This window comes from Glutamicibacter sp. TV12E (genome assembly GCF_052441935.1).
In the GTDB taxonomy this organism is placed as follows: domain Bacteria; phylum Actinomycetota; class Actinomycetes; order Actinomycetales; family Micrococcaceae; genus Glutamicibacter.
Genome location: NZ_JBQVVF010000001.1, coordinates 348,484 through 366,941 on the forward strand (window position 1 = coordinate 348,484; position 18,458 = coordinate 366,941).

Genomic DNA, 18,458 nt, shown 5'->3' on the forward strand with positions numbered 1-18,458 from the left:
ACTCTTCCATATCAATTCCGAAGGTCAAGTGGACTCGGGCTGGGGTTTTAGCAGGAGAAGCACAGGTGGGACCCGTATAATTATCTATTGAAAAACGATAGAAATTGATTGAGAATCAATCCATGTCAAGTTTCGCTATTCCCTTGCTTCGAATAGCCCTAGCCATCACGATCTGTGGATCGGTGCTCGTTCAGCTGATTGCGCTCCCCATTTACATCGGCGAAGTTGTAGCCCAGCACCCCGAGGCTTCCACCCTGGCTACGCCATACAGATGGGTCGTCACATTGGGCATCGCATGCATCCAGGTTTCCCTCGTTGCAATCTGGGCACTGCTGAATAAAGTTCAGAAACAGGAAATTTTCTCCCGGAAGGCACTGCCATGGGTCGATACATTCATCTGGGCCACCACAACGACAGTCTTCTGGTGATGGCACTGGGTTTCCATCTCTTGAATATGGTCAAGGCTGGCGGACCGGGCGTGGTGCTGGCGGTTGCTGGCGGCGCGGTGATCATGGCTACCTTGGCCTTGCTCATGCTGGCCATGCGCGGACTCCTGGTGTCTGCAATCACGTTTTACGCGCAATCATCGAAGCCGGCCTGACTGCACAGCTGGGGCGGCGAGCCGCATGCCACATGTTGCACCCGAGAATCCACTTGAAGCGCAGGATCGTATCTTCGCTCTGTTCGCCAGCGCGTTTCTTATTAGTGTCGGGCCATGACGATTCTTTGCGGAATATCACTGAAATCCAGCGCTGCCCCGCGGTAACTCGGTGCTCAAAAACACATTCGGGCCAGATTTGTCATTTTGCGTAACATCGACTGCGCTCGGCAAAGAAACCCCGCCTAGCCTTGAAAGCATGTCAAATGCCGCACCTTCATCTAAACTTCCCCGTTGGATGACCAGCTTCGGGCCGCAAATCATTGCCGCGCTGATTGCAGGTCTCATCCTGGGACTCGTAGCCAAGTACACCGGCAGCACCGCCGAAGAACCCAATGGCTTGGGCCGCGCCCTGTCGATTATCGGATCCAGCTATGTTTCGTTGCTGCGCACTGCTGTCATCCCGCTGATTTTCTTTGCGGTAGTTGCCTCGATTGCCAACCTTTCGAAGGTCACCAATGCAGCCCGGCTGGCCTGGCAGACCCTCCTGTGGTTCGGCATTACCGCGCTGGTCTCGGTCACCATTGGCATGATTCTGGGCGTTGCCTTCCAGCCCGGAGCAAATACCGGGCAGGAAGCCCCAGCGGACTATGAAGGCAAGACCGGCGACTGGCTCGGATTCTTGACAGGCCTGGTTCCTTCGAATTTCCTCGGCCTCGGTGCCAGCACTTCACTTGACGACGGAGCAGCCACGACGTCGGTCAGCTTCAACGTATTGCAGATCCTCGTAGTGGCAATCGCCGTTGGCGTTGCAGCTCTGAAGGTTGGCAAGGCCGCCGAACCATTCCTGGCATTCTCCGCCTCAGCCCTGGCAATTATCCAAAAGATCCTTTGGTGGATCATCCGTGTTGCCCCAATCGGCACCGTTGGCCTGATCGGCAACGCAGTAGCCACCTACGGCTGGGACACCATCGGCGCGCTGGGCAAGTTCACGGTGGCCATCTACATTGGCCTGGCGCTGGTCCTCTTTGCCCTTTACCCGGTCCTGGTACGCAGCCACGGCCTGTCGATCAAGCAGTACTTCTCCGGCGTCTGGCCAGCCGTTCAGTTGGGCTTCGTTTCCCGCTCCTCCATCGGCACCCTGCCGCTCACCCAGCGAGTGACCGAACGAAACCTGGGTGTTCCGTCGGGATATGCTTCGTTTGCCGTTCCACTGGGAGCCACCACGAAGATGGATGGCTGCGCAGCAATCTACCCGGCAATTTCCGCCGTATTTGTCGCCCAGTTCTTCAACATTGATCTGAGCATCACCGACTACATCTTGATCGCTATCGTTTCGGTGCTCGGCTCCGCAGCTACCGCCGGCACCACCGGTGCTGTAGTCATGCTGACCCTGACGCTTTCCACTCTGGGCCTTCCGCTTGCTGGCGTTGGCCTGTTGATGGCCGTTGATCCGATCATCGACATGGGCCGCACTGCGGTGAACGTTGCCGGACAGGCGCTGGTTCCAACCATTGTGGCCAAGCGCGAAGGCATCTTGGATCTTGACATGTACAACGCCCCTCGCAATGGCAACCCATTTGCCGACGAGTCCGCGTTGGCCGAAAAATCAATCGCGGAACCTGCCACCGCTCAGTAGCCTTGATTCAAGGCCAGCAGGCGTCCGAGCTCCTTGGCTCGGGCGCCTGCTTGTTTAACTGAACCAGCCAATTCCCGTCGACAAGAAAACATCACCTTGCACAGTGTGCAAGTTTGCACGTAGTGTAAGTATGTGACTTCTCTCAGCACCGGTACCCGCCGAGAACAAAATAAACGGGCGACAAAACAGGCGATCGTCGACGCTGTTGCGCAGCTTTTGCGCCAAGGCACCGAATCCGCGCTGACAGCCAATCAAATCGCCGACGCCGCGGGGATTTCACGGCGCACCCTGTTCAACTACTTCCCCACTGTGGATGCCATCTATTCCTATCCCCTGCATCAGGTGCTCGACTCCATGGTGGAGTCCATGGGCATGGCTTCCAATTCAATTCCGCTGCTTGAGTCGATCATCCAAGCGCTGAAATCAGATGAAGTTACACAGCAGCTTGGCCAGGTGGCGCACTTTGGCGCTTACGTCATTGGGAGTGAAGCCAATGGCTGCATAACAGCGAATGTGAACGAGTGGCAGCAAGCCACCATGGACGTTCTTGAGAAGCTTGGGCACAGATATCCCCAAGCCGACAGCTTCTCCATCCGGGTTCTCACCCATGCACTTCTGGGAGCCGGCCAAGCCGCCTTTGATGAATGGATGGAACACATCCCAGCCAATCAAAACCAGAGCATGGACATCTCGCCGGAACTCCTTGCCACCTTCCATACGCTGGTCACCAAGGCCATGCACACCCTGGAACTAGGCTTCAACCATTTCCCGCTGACCAGCACCTGCACTAGCACCTCGAAGGACATCTAAGCTCATGGCATCAATCCTTTACCGCCTGGCACGGTGGGCACACCGCCACCGTTTGCGCGTCATTTCGATGTGGCTCGCGGCATTCATCTTCATCGGCGTCTGTGCCAGCTTGTTCATGGGGCAGCTTTCAAATACGTTCACCCTGCCTGGCACGGAAACCCAGCGCACGCTGGACCGCATGAAGCAAGAACTTCCGGATCTGGCCGGTGGTTCAGGGTCGATCGTGTTCCGCGAGAGCAGCGACAAGCCATTAAGCGAAGGACAGCAAAAGTCCATCGCCGAATCCCTGGAACAGCTCTCCATGCATCCCCAGGTCGTCGATGCAATGAGCCCGTTCGACCTGCAAAAGCAGCTCGACAAGGCGCAACCAGAAATCGACAAGAATGAGAAGAAACTGGTCGATGGCCAGAAGGAACTCGATTATGCCAAAAAGCAGATTGCCGATGGCAAGGTCCAGCTCGAAGACGGACGCGAGGACCTGACCAACGGTTGGGCGCAGTACTTTGACGGCGAGAAGAAGATCAAGGATGCCGAGCCGCAAATCGCGGCTGGCGAAAAGCAGCTGGCCGACAGCCGCGCACAATTGGATTCCGGCCAGAAGAAGCTTGACTCGGGCGCCTCGCAGCTGGCAGCCGGCGAAGCCAAGTACAACGATGGCCTTGCCAAGTACAAGTCAGGCAAGAAGACCTACGACTCCGGCCAGGCTCAATACAACGCCGGTGAGCAAAAGCTTGATGCTGCGCAAAAGGAAATCACCAACGGAGAGCAAGAGTACAAGTCCGGCATGCAGCAGCTGCTCGGCGGGGCATCTCGCTCGGACTTCGAGTCCTCGCTTTCCTCGGGCAAGGCCAAGGCGACGACTGGCCTGGAAGAAGCAGAGGACGGCATAGCGCAGGCCAAAGCTGCGATCGCCCAGGCAGAATCTGCCATAGCCGCGCTGGGCCCGCAGATCCAGTCCACCGAGCAGGCCCTTGAAAAAGCTGAAGCCGAGGGTGATGAGGAAGCTGCAAGCAGGCACACCAAAACCCTGAACCAGCTCAAGACCTCGCTGGCCGAAGCGGAAAAGGGCAAGGCCACCGCCGAAGCTGGACTGTCGAAAGCCCAGGCCGGCAAGGACCAGGCCACCGCCGCCCTGGCGAAGATCGCCCAGGGCGAGGCCGGGCTGAAGCAGCTGGATGCTGCGCGCAAGAAACTTGATGACGGCCAGGCCCAGGTGGATTCCGGTCGCAAGGAACTGAAAGCCAACAGCAGCAAACTCAGCGCGGCCAAGACGCAGCTCGCCGACGCCAAGAAACAGCTGGATCAGGCAAAGTCGGAGATTGATGCCAACAAGGCCAAGCTGGCACAAGGCCAAGCTGAACTGGATGCCGGACGAGCACAGCTGGATGCCGGACAGAAGGAATTCGATCAGAAGAAGGCCGAATTCCTCAAGGGCAAGGGCGACTTGGCCAAGGCCAAGGAAAAGCTCGAAACCGGCGAGAAAACCATCAAGGAAAAGACCGCTGAGCTGGAACAGGCCGAAAAGGACGTCGAGAAAGGCCAGAAGGACCTGGAAGCTGCACATGCTGAGTTGCAGTTTGCTGCGCGCCAGGTAGGCGCCAACTCCGACATGCGTTTTGTCTCCGAAGATCAGAGCACCGCTGTCTCGCAAGTGAGTTTCAAGATTCAAACCGATGCCCTGACGCCCGCTGACCGTGAGCAGATCAAGGCCATTGCCGCTGGCCCGCAAGCCAATGGCGTCGAAGTACTCTTCTCCAAAGAGATCATGCAGGACATGTCCCAGGTCTTTGGCTCATCGGAAATCATTGGCGTGGTGATCGCCGCTATCGTTCTGGTGATCATGCTCGGCACGTTGATTGCCGCCGGATTGCCGCTGCTCTTGGCCCTGCTGGGCGTGGGAGCAGGTGTTGGCACCACCATGGCCTTCTCATCATTGATCGACATGGCCTCGATTACCCCGGCCCTGGCGCTGATGCTCGGCCTGGCCGTGGGTATCGACTATGCGTTGTTCATCATCCACCGTCACCGCACCCAGTTGCTGGCCGGAATGGATGTTGGCGAATCGATCGCTCGCTCCGTGGGCACCAGCGGCAACGCGGTGGTTTTTGCCGGCTTGACCGTGATCATCGCCTTGGCTGCGCTGGCTGTGCCTGGTCTACCGTTCTTGACCGTGCTGGGACTCTCGGCAGCCTTCACCGTCTTCTGCTCGGTGCTGTTGAACATCACCTTGCTGCCGGCCTTGTTGTCGCTGGCCGGTAGCCGGCTGGTTTCCAAGCGCGCCCGCCGCAAGGCTGCGGCTCTAGTGGAGAACCCGGTCGTCAAGGAACCATTCTCGGCACGTTGGGTGCGCATGGTGACCAAGGTGGCTGTACCGGTGACCTTGCTGGTGGTCATTGTTCTTGGAGCCATTGCGCTCCCGGCGACCCAGATGCGGACCGCCCTGCCTGATGGCAGCGCGGAACCTGCGGACTCGCAGGCTTTCCAGGCCTTCGAACAGACCAGCGACAAGTTCGGCGCCGGCTACAACGGGCCGCTGCTGGTCCTGGCTGATCTGCCCGAAAACCTGACCAAGCGCCAAGCTGAATCCAAGGCGCTGGATGTCGCAGACAAGCTTCGCGACTATGACGGTGTGGTTGCCGCGATCCCGGTCGCCTTGACCGAGAACCGCCGGCTGTCAGCGATTCAGGTCATCCCTACCGATGGCCCGTCCTCGGAACAGACCGAAGCCCTGGTTCATCAATTGCGTGAAGATTACTCGGAGTTCTCCGAGGCCACCGGAGCAGACATCGCCGTAACCGGCCAGGTTGCTGCCCAGATTGATGTCTCCGAGAAGGTGACGGCCGCGCTGGTGCCCTATCTGAGCATTGTGGTTGGCCTGTCTCTGATTCTGCTGTTGCTGGTCTTCCGCTCGATCGTCGTTCCCTTGCTGGCCACTGGCGGCTTCCTGTTGTCCCTGGCAGCAGCCTTCGGCGCCAGCGTCATGGTTTACCAATTCGGCTGGTTCTCCGGCTTCTTCGACGTCAATGTTCCCGGACCGCTGCTCAGCTTCCTGCCGATCCTGCTCACCGGCATCCTCTTCGGCCTGGCGATGGACTACCAGGTATTCCTCGTGTCGGCGATGCGCGAACGCTACGCGCATGGCGAGCCAGCCAAGGATGCGGTCCGCTCCGGATTCTCCATGGCAGCCCCGGTAGTCACCGCGGCGGCGTTGATCATGATTTCGGTCTTTGCCGGATTCGTCTTCTCGCACCTGGCCATGATCCGACCGCTGGGCTTCGCGTTGGCCTTCGGCGTGCTCTTCGATGCGTTCATCATCCGCATGACGCTGATCCCGGCAGTGATGCATCTGCTGGGAGACAAGGCCTGGTACCTGCCCAAGTGGCTGGATAGGATTCTTCCGGACGTTGATGTGGAAGGATCGAAGTTGAATGAGCTGCTTGATTCCGAGGAATCAGCCTCTGACGATGACTACGACCAGGATTACACCAAGGAGAACGCCACCGTATGAGCACGCAGACCCGGACTCCCGCCCGTTTAGTACTGGCCTCCGCCTCCTGGGGACGCAAAAAAGTGCTCACCGACGCGGGCTTGCAATTCTCCACCCAGGTTTCGGCGGTAGATGAGGATGCTGTGCTGGCCACGGCCATTGCCCAGCACGGCCAGCAGTCCCCTGCGCAGACAGCCCAGCTGCTGGCCCGTGCCAAGGCAGAAGATGTCGCCCACGCCGGACATCCTGCTGGGACGTTGGTGCTCGGTTGCGATTCGGTCTTCGAGCTCGATGGCGTCGCCTACGGCAAACCGCATACCGAGCAGGTGGCCCGCGAACGCTGGCAGCAATTGAGCGGCTCGACCGGCGTGCTGCATTCGGGACATTGGCTGATTGACACGGCCAATCTGGAACAGGCACGAGGCCAGGTCTCCTCCACCGTGGTTCATTTCTCCACTGTCAGCGATGCCGAGATCGAGGCCTACGTCGCCAGCGGGGAGCCGTTGCCCTGCGCCGGGGCATTTACCATCGATGGCCTGGCTGCCGCCTTCATCGAGTCCATTGAAGGCAACTTCCAGAACGTCGTGGGCCTGGACGTTTTTGTTCTTCGCAGCCTGCTGGCCCAGGCCGGAGTCAGCATCGTGGACCTCTGGAAATAGCCGCTGGTAGCGCGCCTGGGAACCTAGTTCCTAGGCGCGCACTTCTTTGCTGGACAAAGTTGCCTCCTGGCTGAAGCCAAGCTGGCGCATCTGGTGGGTTTTGCACTGCCGGCACTGCAGATAGTGGACGATTCCGGTCGAGGTGTTGTGGCTTGATTGGATTTCCCAGCTGTGTTCATGTTCGCCGGATAAAACCGTCTGCCCGGTCATGGAAATGCATTTTGTCGTGGTCATGAAATCAGCATGATGTAATGTCCTTATGCAACTCAACCCTTACGGAGAATATGCGGTGCTCCTCGCTGCATCCTTGGCCAATAATTGGCCTGGCGATCGCGATGAGATTGAGCAACGCACCAGGGACGTGGGCATGACCATGCCTTTTCCCGAACGGCGCAACGACCATGGCGAAACCCGAGAGGTGATCGATGACTGGCTGCGCATCGTGGACGCGCCAACGGACGAGCAGCGTGCCGAACTGCTGAACCGGCAGATGGCCCGCGCCTCGGCATACCCACGCATGGTGGATCACGACGGTGAAGGCTGGCATCTGCATTATCGCGATGACGGGCAGAGCTTGCCGCAGGTTCTGCGATCAGTCATCGCCGTGGGCACGGCCTTGCATCTGACCACCCGCGGCATGCAGCGGCTGCGTCGATGCGAGGCGGAACCCTGCACCCAAGTGGTGGTGGACGTGACTCGCAACGGCCGCCAGCGCTACTGCTCAGTGCGTTGCGCCAACAGGGCCGCGGTGCGACGGCATCGAAATAGGCAGCACTAGCTTTCAGGAAACCACGATGTTTTCATGGATACGCATCCAGCCTGCTTGTTCCAGTTCAGCGGTATCCGCACCCGAGCGCACCAGCATCATATTGGTCTTCGGCGTGCTCACCTCAACAATGACATCGAAGCCGCCGGTTGCGCCGCAACCGCCTATGCTCCCTGGGCTGGAATTCTCGCCGAACTTATACAGGCAAGCGGTCAGCTGATCGGCCGACGTCACAGCAAAGTAATCGGCACTGCCTTGAGAAAAAGCAGCCGCACCGACCCGGCATCCAGGCCTTCCAGCTGCTCATCAGCACCAGGCCATTGATCGGCTTCACCGGCCGGCCTATCCACGGCAGGAATGCCCAAGGTCTGGGAACAAGCGGCGATTGGCAGCAATCCGCCGACGATGAGCGGTACGGCCATGAGTATTCGACGTTTCACTTGCAGGTCCTTTACTGGAGGCGTGCTCCCACCCTAATCCAGAGGATGCATTCGCGCGAGAGCTGGCAGCCGTGGAAGATCGACGCAGATATTTTGTAGGATTCCTCCAAACTTTTCCGGCAAACACCCGGGTTTGACCGCTTAACTACATATAGTTCCCACAAAAACGATAGGCTCCTAGGTGAGAAACCCTATTTTTGAAGACAAGGTTCATGATGAATCCATTGACGAAGGTGCTAATCGCCAACCGCGGCGAGATTGCAGTGCGCATTATCCGTGCCGCACGCGATGAAGGAATCGAGTCCGTAGCGGTCTACGCTGACTCCGACCGCGATGCACTGCATGTGCGTTTGGCTGACGAAGCCTACGCACTGGGAGGCACCACCGCCGCCGAGTCGTACCTTCGCATTGAGAAAATCCTGGATGCCGCAGAACGCTCCGGCGCAGACGCTATCCACCCGGGCTACGGCTTCCTCTCGGAAAACGCCGAATTCGCCCAGGCCGTGATTGACGCTGGCCTGACCTGGATCGGCCCATCGCCACAGTCCATCGACCAGCTTGGCGACAAGGTCAAGGCCCGCCATATTGCCGAAAAGGTTGGCGCTCCCCTGGTCCCTGGAACCAAGGATCCGGTGGCTTCGGCAGATGAGGTCTATGCCTTCGCCGATGAGCATGGCCTGCCATTGGCCATCAAGGCTGCCTACGGTGGCGGCGGGCGCGGCATCAAGGTCGTTCGCAACCGCGAAGAAATCGGCGAGCTCTACGACTCGGCCGTTCGCGAAGCAGTGGCAGCCTTCGGCCGCGGCGAATGCTTCATCGAACGCTTCCTGGATGCACCACGCCACGTGGAAACCCAGTGCCTGGCGGACGCGCACGGCAATGTCGTGGTCGTCTCCACCCGCGACTGCTCGCTGCAGCGCCGCAACCAGAAGCTGGTTGAAGAAGCACCAGCGCCATTCTTGAGCGAAGAGCAGATCACCCGCCTCTACGAGGCATCCAAGGCGATCCTGCGTGAAGCCAAGTACACCGGCGCTGGCACCTGCGAGTTCCTGGTCGGCCAGGACGGCGTGATTTCCTTCCTTGAGGTCAACACCCGCCTGCAGGTGGAGCACCCGGTGTCCGAGGAGGTCACCGGGCTGGATTTGGTCCGCGAGCAGTTCCGCATCGCCCGTGGCGAAGAGCTCGGCTACACTGACCCAGAAGTTCGCGGCCACTCCTTCGAATTCCGCATCAACGGCGAGGATGCCGGTCGCAACTTCATGCCGACCCCGGGGACCATCACCAAGATGAATCTGCCTTCCGGTCCAGGCGTTCGAGTTGACTCCGGGATCGAGCAGGGCGAAAGCGTCTCGGGGAACTTCGACTCGATGATTTCCAAACTGATCGTTACCGGCAGCACCCGCGAGGTCGCTGCCGCGCGTGCCCGTCGCGCGCTGGAAGAATTCCAGATCGAAGGCATGGCCACCGTTCTGCCATTCCACCGGGCCGTGATGAGCGACCCGGCTTTTGTTCCTGCCGAGGGCCCTTTCAAGGTGCACACCCGCTGGATCGAAACCGAATTCAATACCGCCATTGAACCTCACCCCATGCCAGGGGCAGAGGCTGAGGCCGAGGACAACGAGCGCACCAGCGTCACCGTTGAGGTTGATGGCAAGCGCTTGGAAGTGACCCTGCCGTCGTCCCTGGGCTCGATATCCTCCAATGGAGCGGAACGCGCTGCGGGCAAGAAGAAGCGCAAATCCAGCCGCAAGGCTGCTGCAAGCTCCAGCGCCAACAGCGCCGAGCTGCGCTCGCCAATGCAGGGAACCATCGTCAAGGTGGCCGTGGAAAACGGCACTGAAGTTGCCGAGGGCGACCTGATTGTCGTGCTGGAAGCCATGAAGATGGAACAGCCAATCACCGCCCACCGCGATGGCGTGGTCAACGGATTGGCAGTAGCTGCCGGCGAGACCCTGTCCTCGGGCGCTGTGATCGCCACGATCGACGACGCCAGCTAGAGGCCTTCACCAAAAGCTGCGGGTTGCTCCCAGTGCATTTGCACGGGGAGCAACCCGCAGCTTTTTTGTGCGCTACGGTGCGCCGCTCATTCGGCGATTCTTCCGTGCCGGGTCCAATGCTCCATGGAAGTTCTTAGATGGTCTGGCATTAGCAAGAATTTCGGCTCGAGTTCTTCCCACCCTGGCATCTTTGCCTTCCTCGCATAGCCCTGGTGAACAGCATCAATTTCCCGTTGTTCATTCAGTCCGCCGCCGTTCTCCCCCACCAAGCTCAAATGATAGATCCACACGGTGCCATCGGCCTCAACATGGCGGAACGTGGCCTCGAACGCTGCACGCTGCTCGGACAAGGTGGCCTCGCACTCCTCGTAGCGCTCATTCAGGGTATTCATCCATGCTCGGAACGTCTCGTCATGTCCGTCGAGAATCCGTGAGCGGCTCAATTCCAAGCGCATTCCCGGCGGCACCGAGGAAGGCATGGAAAATCCCGGGAAGCCTCGTGGCGTCGGAGTAAATTCGATGCTGGGCTGGTCCTCTTTCATGGCCTGGTCCTTTCTGCTCCTGGGATTTTCCGCCGGTGAAAGCTACTGGCGAGCAAGCCAATCAGTGAAAGTTTCTTGCCCGAGACGAGCGGAGCTATCTGGAAGGATTCCGCCATTACGCATCGCCTTGCCCATGGCTCCGGGAATCGGAACTTCAATGATCCTCGAGTTTTTCCCCTGGTGTTTCAGATACTGGGCAAAAAGCTCTGGCATTTCTTCTTTCTTCGGACCGGCAAGGTCCTGTACCACTCCCTGGGCCGGCGCGAGGGCCAGTTCAATCAGGGCGGCCGCAACTTCGGCACCTGCGATCGGCTGCAGGCTCATTTTCGGGGCCATCTGCACCGGTCCTGCGCCTAGCCGGTCGATATTCTGTCCCACGAATTCGTGGAATTGGGTGGCGCGCAAGATCGTGTAGCCGCCTTCGAGGATCTCCAGCATGCGCTCTTGCGCCGCCTTGCCGGCATAGTATCCAGAGTCGATCTGCGCAGCGCCCACGATCGAGAGCGCCACGTGGTTTTGCACGCCAGCCTCGCGCCCGACACGTATGAGGTTCGCGGTGGACTGCGTGAAATAGCGCATTGATGCGGAGGCACTTGTAGTCGAAGAGCCAGAGACGTCAATGACCGCTTCGCAGTCGACCAGCCACTGCTTCACCGAGTGGTAGTTGGTCAAATCGCAGCCTGCTGACCGTGCGAGCACCACCGGCTCATGGCCCAGGGCGGCGAGCTTTTCCACGACTTGCCGGCCGAGAACCCCGGTTCCTCCTGCAACTGCAACGCGCATGATTGCTCCCTTTCGAAAGATTCGGCTTACCCGCCCATAATTGCACACTAATTTTTAGATGCAATAGGACAAGGCCTGGCAGATCATCTGATGATCTGCCAGGCCTTGCCCAAGTCAATGCGCAATCTTTTTACTCGATGTACTCTTCCAAGTCGACATCCGAGGTGTCGCGAGTCAGGAACAGCGCGACCAAAGTCAGCGCGGCACCCAGGGCCAGGTAGATTCCTACGCCCATGGTGTTGCCGTCTCCGGCCTTCCACAGGGCCACTGCGACGAAGGAGGCAGGAGCCGCACCGATCACCGAGGACAAGTTGTAGGCCACAGCCGACCCCGTGTAGCGCACGTTCGATGGGAACAGCTCTGGAAGGTAGGCAGCCATCGGCCCGAAGGTCAGCCCCATCAGGGTGAAGCCGATGATCAGACCTGCCATGGCGGCAGCCTGTCCTGGTCCGAAGAACAGGGTCCAAGCCAGGCCGAAGACCAAGATGCCGGCCGAAACCCAGATCAGGAACTTGCGGCGTCCGAACTTCTCGGCCAACGGACCGGAAACCACGGTGAAGATGCCGAAGAAGACTACGCCGATGATCAGCATGGTCAAGAAGGTCGGGCGTTCAATGCCCAGGCCTGGAACGAACCCGGCGGCGTCGAAAGCCTTGCCCTTTGCCTCCGCTGCGGCGGTGGCCTGCTCGATGCTGGCAGGCTGGGTGCCGTAGGTCAGGGTGAAGGAGGTCATCAGGTAGAACAATACGTAGGTTGCCAGCATGATGAAGGTACCAGCTAAGGTTGGCCGCCAGTGCTTCTTCATGGTGACCGCGAATGGCGACTTGACGACCTTCTTCTGATCCAGGACCTTCTGGAAGGACGCGGATTCAACCAGCTTCAGGCGGACCCACAGGCCGATGATCACCATCACCGCGGAGAAGAAGAATGGAATGCGCCAGCCCCATGCCTGGAACTGTTCTGGGGTGCTCCAGGTTTGCAGCGCAACGAACATCAGGTTGGCAATGATGAAGCCAATCGGAGCTCCCAGCTGCGGGAAGGTGCCGTAGATGGCACGCTTGTTCTTCGGGGCGTTCTCGGTAGCCAGCAGCGCGGCTCCGGACCATTCGCCGCCCAGCGCCAGGCCCTGGGCGAAGCGCAGGAGCACCAGAGCCGTCGGGGCCAGCACCGTCCAGCTGCCGGCCGCAGGTGGCAGGAAGCCGATGAGGAAGGTGGCAATACCCATCAGCAGCAGCGATGCAACCAGGGTTCCCTTGCGTCCCAGCTTGTCGCCGTAGTGGCCGAAGATAATCGAGCCAAGCGGGCGGGCGACGAAAGCGACACCGAAGATCGCAAACGAGGAGAGGATCGCGTTGATGGCGGTGGCGTTCGGGAAGAACAGCGCCGGGAACACGAGCACCGACGCGGTGGCGTAGGCGTAGAAATCGAAGAATTCGACCGTAGTGCCAATCATGCTGGCAAACAGCACGCGTCCGCGTGAGTTCTCCTTTGGCACCACCGTCTGGTTAGCCTGCGACATTGAGGCTGCTCCTTAGGGTGGAAGTACGAGTGAGTCGTTCATTTACGAATGTCACAATCTTAAACCTCAATGACCAGTATTCGGATATTGATGTCCACTATTTGGACGCCAAGGGGTCCATTGGTGATTGCCAGCACGGCATTCCCCAACTAACTAGCGGGAAATTAAGCGTTCACATAATGAGACGTCATGAGCTTGAACGGGAATTCAACTTATACCAAATAGCGGGCCGAATGTGAATGGCATCACAATATCCCAGCAATGCGCAGTTAATACAGCAACGGCGGCATCTGGCGTGAAAACGCCAGATGCCGCCGTTGCTGAAAGGGGTGATTAGCTGTGACGGTGCAGGCGGCGCGCCGCCTCTGCCAATGAGCCAGACAGCGATGGGTACACGGTGAAGGTTTCAGCCACATCATCCACGTGCAGGCCGTTCTGGACCGCGAGGGCCAGGGAGTAGATCAGTTCACTGGCTCGTGGAGCTACTACCACGCCGCCAATAACGGTGCCCGAGCCCTTGCGCGAAACGATCTTCACGAAGCCGTGCTCCACGTTCATCATCTTTGCGCGGGCGTTGGCATTCAAATCAACCTTGATGATATTCGCCTGGTACTTGCCTTCTGCTACCGCACGCTGGGTCACGCCAACGGTTGCGATTTCAGGAGACGTGAAAACGTTGGACGCCACCAGGTCGAGGTTCAAGGGCTTGACCGAGTCACCGAGCAGGTGGGCTACGGCAATGCGGCCCTGCATCGCGGCTACAGAGGCCAGTGCAAAGACGCCGGTGCAGTCACCGGTGGCGTAGATGTTGGTGGCGGTAGTGCGTGAAACACCATCGACCTTGATATGCCCGGACTCGGTAAGCTGCACGCCAGCTTCTTCCAAGCCGAGATTTGCGGTGTTCGGGATGCCGCCGACCGCTACCAGGCAGTGGCTTCCTTCCAGCACGCGCCCGTCAGCCAGGGTTACGAAAACCTTGTCGCCCTTGCGCTCCACGCCATCCGCGCGAGCCTGGGATACAACGTTGACGCCGTTTTCCTTGAACGCGTCTTCCAGCACGCCAGCCGCGTCGGCATCCTCGCCAGGCAGCACGCGGTCGCGCGAGGAGACCAGGGTGACCTTGGCGCCGAGCAGGTTGTAGGCCGAGGCGAACTCGGCACCGGTAACACCGGAACCGACAACGATCAGGTGCTCTGGCACCTCGTTCATGTTGTAGATCTGGGTCCAGTTGAAAATGCGTTCGCCGTCAGGCTTGGCAGTGGACAGCTCGCGCGGGTGGGCGCCAACCGCAACCAGGATGGCGTCAGCATCAATGGTCTGCTCCGAGCCGTCCGGGTGCGAAACAGCCACGGTATTCTGGTCGAGCAGGCGGCCTTCGCCGATGACGATGCGAACGCCATTGCGCTCCAGGCCGGTGCGGATATCCGAGGACTGCTCCTTGGCAAGGTCCAGCAGGCGGTGGTTGACGACGGAGAAGTCGGTCACTGCCGAGTCCAGCCCATCAACATGGACGCCAAAGGCCTCGGCCTGCTTCACGCGGCGCACAGCGTCGGCGGTGGCAATCAGGGTCTTGGACGGCACGACATCGGTCAGCACAGCTGAACCGCCCATGCCGGCACGCTCTACCACGGTGACATTTGCGCCCAATTGGGCTGCGCCCATGGCAGCTTCATAGCCACCAGGTCCGCCACCGAGAATAACTAAACGGGTTGCTTCATTCGTACGATCTGCGCTCACAAATTCTATTGTTCACCATGTCGGTTCAATGCGCACATCGAAAGCCCTTTGCTGGACGTGATATTGATTCTGAAGCACTAGCTTCACCTGACAAAGAGCCCCGCTACCGGTAGCGTATTGCCCGTGACTGATATGCAAAATGACCCACAGGCCCTAGCCGCACAAGCTGCACAGGCAATTGCCGAGCAGACCAACGTCGAGAAACACGATATTGCGCTCGTGCTGGGCTCCGGATGGGGCCAGGCCGCCGAACTGATCGGCGAGACCACCCACACCCTGGATGCCGCCACCATCCCCGGCTTCCACGCCCCGGCCGTACCTGGCCACAAAGGCAGCATTTCCTCGATCCTGACCGCCACCGGCAAGCGCGTGCTGGTCCTCGGCGCGCGGACCCACTACTACGAAGGCCGCGGCGTGCGCGCTGTGGTCCACCCGATCCGCACCGCGGCGGCTACCGGCTGCCAGCAGCTGGTGCTGACCAACGGTTGCGGCGGCTTGAACGAGAACTGGGCTCCGGGCACCCCGGTCATGATCTCGGATCACATCAACCTCACGGCCACTTCCCCATTGGAAGGCGCCACCTTCGTTGACCTGACCGATCTCTACTCCTCGCGCATCCGCGAGATCGCCCGGGAGGTGGACTCGAGCCTTGACGAGGGCGTCTACGCCCAGTTCACCGGACCGCATTATGAAACCCCTGCCGAGGTCCAGTACGCCAAGACCATCGGCGCCGATCTGGTTGGCATGTCCACCGCGTTGGAGGCCATTGCCGCGCGCCACGCAGGCATGGAGATCTTCGGCATGTCCTTGGTGACCAATCTGGCAGCTGGCATTAGCCCGGTACCGCTGAGCCACGAAGAAGTCATCGAAGCCGGCCAGGCCGCTGGTCCGCGCATTTCCCAGCTGCTCGCACAAATCATCGCCAAGCTCTAAGCGGCACCGCGCAGCACCGGGAATAGCCGGCGTTCTTCTCCAAAGGAAAAACTGTGAATCACACACAAAAGATCCAGCTCCTCGATGCAGCTGGCAAATGGGCAGCCCAGGATCCGGATCCGGAAACCCAGGCCGAGCTGCAACAGCTCATCGAGCGTGTCACCCAGGGCGACGCCCGGGCTTTTGATGACATCGCCGACCGGTTCAGTGGTGTGCTCGAGTTCGGTACGGCGGGCTTGCGCGCCGAACTCGGAGCTGGCCCGATGCGCATGAACCGGGTTGTGGTCATGCGCACCGCAGCGGGCATCGCCCGTTTCCTCAGCGAGAAGGCCGCCGGCCAGTACACCCCCAAGGTGGTCATTGGCTTTGACGCGCGCTTCAACTCGGATATCTTCGCCCAGGACTCCGCAGAAGTTTTCACCGCGGCAGGATTTGACGTGCTGCTGATGCCTTCGCCATTGCCCACCCCGGTGCTGGCTTGGGCCGTGCGCGAATTCTCTGCCGAAGCAGGGGTGATGGTCACAGCCAGCCACAACCCTCCCCGCGATAACGGGTACAAGGTCTACGTGGGCGGACGAATCACCAATGACTCGGGACGTGGAGCGCAGATCGTCTCGCCTATCGACGCGCAGATCGCCGGCCTCATCGATCATCGGCAACCGATAGCCCAGATCGAGCGCGCAGCCTCCGGCTGGGAAGTTCTTCCTGCCCTCGGCACGGCAGGGGACATCGAAGCTGCCTACCTTGCAGCCATCAACCCGGTGATCGCCGCGCCAAAGAGCGAAGAGGACCCCCGCAAGAAGCTGCGCGTTGTCGTCTCGGCCATGCACGGAGTGGGCGGGCACACCATGAAGCAGGCACTGCTCAATGCCGGATTCAACGACATCCACATGGTTGCCGAGCAGGAACAGCCAGATCCGCTCTTCCCCACCGTGGCCTTCCCCAACCCGGAAGAACCCGGAGCCATCGACTTGTCGCTCCAGTTGGCGCGCACGGTCGACGCGGATCTGGTCATCGCCAATGACCCGGATGCCGACCGCTGCGCCGCCGCAATTCTTGACGGCGGATCGTGGCGGATGCTGCGCGGCGACGAAGTGGGATGGCTGCTTGGCGACCAGATTACCAAGAGCTTGCCGGAAGGCAAGAAGCTTGCCAATTCGATCGTTTCCTCGCGCATGCTGGCGGCCATCGCCAAAGATGCAGGGCGCGAGCACGAAGAAACCCTGACCGGTTTCAAATGGATTTCGCGAGTAGAGGACTTGGGCTTCGGCTACGAAGAGGCCCTGGGCTACTGCGTCGCCCCCGACTTGGTCCGAGATAAGGACGGGATTTCCACAGGAATCGTCTTGGCCGATTTGGCATCCCAGCTCAAGGCAGCAGGCACTTCGCTGGCCGGCCGCCTTGACGAGTTGGCGGCAAGGCACGGAGTGCACGTGACCGATCAGCTATCGCTTCGCTTCACCGATCTGGCCCAGATCCCTGTACTGATGGATCGATTCCGCCATCAGGCCCCCGCGTCATTGGGCGGTTCCGAGGTTTCCGAGGTCACCGACCTGTCTGCGGGCACCGAGAAGCTCCCGGCCACCAACGCCATTATTTTGCATACCTTCTCAGGTGCACGCGTGATCGTTCGCCCATCAGGCACCGAGCCAAAACTCAAGTGCTACTTGGAAACCATTGAACCGGTTGACGACATTCACGGCGTACCGGCGGCCCGCCATCGAGCCACCGAACAGATCCAATCCATCAAGAAGGAATTGGCAGCCTACCTGAATGCCAACTAGGCTTGCCCTTTCGAGACTTTCATTTGAATTGCTTGAGATCTTAATTGTTAGAGGAAAAGATGACTGAACTTACCGCCCGCGAAATCGCTGGCTACATAGATCACACCCTGCTGGCGCCAAACGCTTCGCGGGAACAGATTGTCCAAATCTGCGATGAAGCCAAGAAGTACAAATTCAAGTCGGTCTGCGTGAATCCGCTGTGGGTTTCCACCGTGGCTCGCGAGCTGGAAGGCACAGATGTCCTGACCTGCTCGGTGATCGGATTCCCGCTGGGCACCTCCGCTACGGACACCAAGGTCTTTGAAACCAATCATGCGGTGGCCGATGGCGCCAACGAAATCGATATGGTCATCGATATCGCCGCAGCATTACGCGGAGATCGTGATGCCCTGGTCAACGAGATCTTCGCCATTGCCCAAGCCGCCCACGAAGGCGGGGCCATCTTGAAGGTCATCATCGAAACCTGCCTGCTCACCGAAGAAGCCAAGGTGCTGGCCTGCGAAGCCGCCAAGGCCGCGGGTGCTGATTTCGTGAAGACCTCCACCGGTTTCTCCACCGGCGGAGCCACTGTTGAAGACGTGGCTTTGATGCGCCGCGTCGTTGGCCCGGAATTGGGTGTCAAGGCTTCCGGCGGAGTGCGCAGCGTGGAGACCGCTCGTGCCATGATTGCCGCCGGCGCTACCCGACTGGGATCCAGCTCAGGAGTTGCTATCCTAGAAGGAGAGCAAAGCGGTTCCAGCTACTAGGACATCGCCCCTATCTGT

Annotated in this window: 18 protein-coding genes; 11 read left to right on the forward strand and 7 right to left on the reverse strand. The window is 59.7% G+C overall.

All coding sequences use genetic code 11. From position 1 onward, the window contains the following. Positions 1-122 precede the first annotated feature (122 nt). The 6 genes from ACT7DV_RS01635 to ACT7DV_RS01660 all read left to right on the forward strand — a co-directional run bounded on the left by ACT7DV_RS01635 (position 123) and on the right by ACT7DV_RS01660 (position 7,193). Positions 123-428, forward strand: coding sequence for a DUF2975 domain-containing protein (locus ACT7DV_RS01635; protein WP_444660615.1), 306 nt, complete (start codon positions 123-125; stop codon positions 426-428). Next, positions 428-601, forward strand: a complete 174-nt coding sequence (locus ACT7DV_RS01640; protein WP_444660616.1) for a hypothetical protein — start codon at positions 428-430, stop codon at positions 599-601. Before ACT7DV_RS01635 ends, ACT7DV_RS01640 begins: the two co-directional genes overlap by 1 nt. A gap of 256 nt (positions 602-857) precedes the next feature. Continuing rightward, positions 858-2,237 carry a dicarboxylate/amino acid:cation symporter gene (locus ACT7DV_RS01645; RefSeq protein WP_444660617.1) on the forward strand — a complete coding sequence of 460 codons (1,380 nt, stop codon included), beginning with the start codon at positions 858-860 and terminating at the stop codon, positions 2,235-2,237. 132 nt (positions 2,238-2,369) lie between these two features. Continuing rightward, positions 2,370-3,047, forward strand: coding sequence for a TetR/AcrR family transcriptional regulator (locus tag ACT7DV_RS01650; RefSeq protein ID WP_444660618.1), 678 nt, complete (start codon positions 2,370-2,372; stop codon positions 3,045-3,047). Positions 3,048-3,051: 4 nt separating this feature from the next. Further along, positions 3,052-6,555 carry an MMPL family transporter gene (locus tag ACT7DV_RS01655; protein ID WP_444660619.1) on the forward strand — a complete coding sequence of 1,168 codons (3,504 nt, stop codon included), beginning with the start codon at positions 3,052-3,054 and terminating at the stop codon, positions 6,553-6,555. Then, complete coding sequence (locus ACT7DV_RS01660; RefSeq protein ID WP_444660620.1) at positions 6,552-7,193, forward strand: Maf family protein; 642 nt, start codon at positions 6,552-6,554, stop codon at positions 7,191-7,193. The genes ACT7DV_RS01655 and ACT7DV_RS01660 overlap by 4 nt, the downstream gene beginning before the upstream one ends. Positions 7,194-7,223: 30 nt before the next feature. Here ACT7DV_RS01660 and ACT7DV_RS01665 read toward each other — a convergent pair whose 3' ends face one another. Continuing rightward, the gene (locus ACT7DV_RS01665) at positions 7,224-7,427 is read right to left on the reverse strand and encodes a hypothetical protein (protein ID WP_444660621.1); all 204 of its coding nucleotides are present in this window, start codon (positions 7,425-7,427) and stop codon (positions 7,224-7,226) included. Between the two features lie 25 nt (positions 7,428-7,452). Between ACT7DV_RS01665 and ACT7DV_RS01670 the strand changes: the two genes are divergently transcribed. Then, complete coding sequence (locus tag ACT7DV_RS01670; protein WP_444660622.1) at positions 7,453-7,971, forward strand: CGNR zinc finger domain-containing protein; 519 nt, start codon at positions 7,453-7,455, stop codon at positions 7,969-7,971. A gap of 3 nt (positions 7,972-7,974) precedes the next feature. On the opposite strand, the gene ACT7DV_RS01675 is transcribed toward ACT7DV_RS01670, so the two are convergent. Both ACT7DV_RS01675 and ACT7DV_RS01680 read right to left on the reverse strand, forming a co-directional pair. Beyond that, positions 7,975-8,193 (reverse strand): hypothetical protein, encoded by a 219-nt coding sequence (locus ACT7DV_RS01675; RefSeq protein ID WP_444660623.1) that lies wholly within the window; start codon positions 8,191-8,193, stop codon positions 7,975-7,977. Beyond that, entirely contained in the window at positions 8,190-8,399 is a 210-nt protein-coding gene (locus ACT7DV_RS01680; protein ID WP_444660624.1) for a hypothetical protein, read from the reverse strand. The genes ACT7DV_RS01675 and ACT7DV_RS01680 overlap by 4 nt, the downstream gene beginning before the upstream one ends. A gap of 215 nt (positions 8,400-8,614) precedes the next feature. Between ACT7DV_RS01680 and ACT7DV_RS01685 the strand changes: the two genes are divergently transcribed. Next, on the forward strand, positions 8,615-10,396 hold the full coding sequence (locus ACT7DV_RS01685; protein WP_444664753.1) for an acetyl/propionyl/methylcrotonyl-CoA carboxylase subunit alpha: 1,782 nt from the start codon (positions 8,615-8,617) through the stop codon (positions 10,394-10,396). An 86-nt stretch (positions 10,397-10,482) separates the two neighbouring features. Here ACT7DV_RS01685 and ACT7DV_RS01690 read toward each other — a convergent pair whose 3' ends face one another. The 4 genes from ACT7DV_RS01690 to ACT7DV_RS01705 all read right to left on the reverse strand — a co-directional run bounded on the left by ACT7DV_RS01690 (position 10,483) and on the right by ACT7DV_RS01705 (position 14,986). Beyond that, positions 10,483-10,938, reverse strand: a complete 456-nt coding sequence (locus ACT7DV_RS01690) for a DUF6176 family protein (protein WP_444660625.1) — start codon at positions 10,936-10,938, stop codon at positions 10,483-10,485. A 42-nt stretch (positions 10,939-10,980) separates the two neighbouring features. Further along, positions 10,981-11,721, reverse strand: coding sequence for an SDR family oxidoreductase (locus ACT7DV_RS01695; RefSeq protein WP_444660626.1), 741 nt, complete (start codon positions 11,719-11,721; stop codon positions 10,981-10,983). A gap of 130 nt (positions 11,722-11,851) precedes the next feature. Further along, a complete protein-coding gene (locus tag ACT7DV_RS01700) occupies positions 11,852-13,240 on the reverse strand; it encodes an MFS transporter (protein WP_444660627.1) in 1,389 nt (462 codons plus the stop codon). Positions 13,241-13,573: 333 nt separating this feature from the next. Then, a complete protein-coding gene (locus tag ACT7DV_RS01705; RefSeq protein WP_444664755.1) occupies positions 13,574-14,986 on the reverse strand; it encodes an NAD(P)H-quinone dehydrogenase in 1,413 nt (470 codons plus the stop codon). Positions 14,987-15,109: 123 nt separating this feature from the next. Between ACT7DV_RS01705 and ACT7DV_RS01710 the strand changes: the two genes are divergently transcribed. The 3 genes from ACT7DV_RS01710 to deoC are packed head-to-tail and all read left to right on the forward strand — an operon-like array spanning position 15,110 to position 18,440. After that, on the forward strand, positions 15,110-15,910 hold the full coding sequence (locus tag ACT7DV_RS01710) for a purine-nucleoside phosphorylase (protein WP_060700899.1): 801 nt from the start codon (positions 15,110-15,112) through the stop codon (positions 15,908-15,910). Positions 15,911-15,963: 53 nt separating this feature from the next. Then, entirely contained in the window at positions 15,964-17,694 is a 1,731-nt protein-coding gene (locus tag ACT7DV_RS01715; protein WP_444660628.1) for a phospho-sugar mutase, read from the forward strand. Positions 17,695-17,753: 59 nt separating this feature from the next. Next, positions 17,754-18,440, forward strand: a complete 687-nt coding sequence (deoC, locus tag ACT7DV_RS01720) for a deoxyribose-phosphate aldolase (RefSeq protein ID WP_444660629.1) — start codon at positions 17,754-17,756, stop codon at positions 18,438-18,440. The last annotated feature ends 18 nt before the right edge of the window (positions 18,441-18,458 follow it).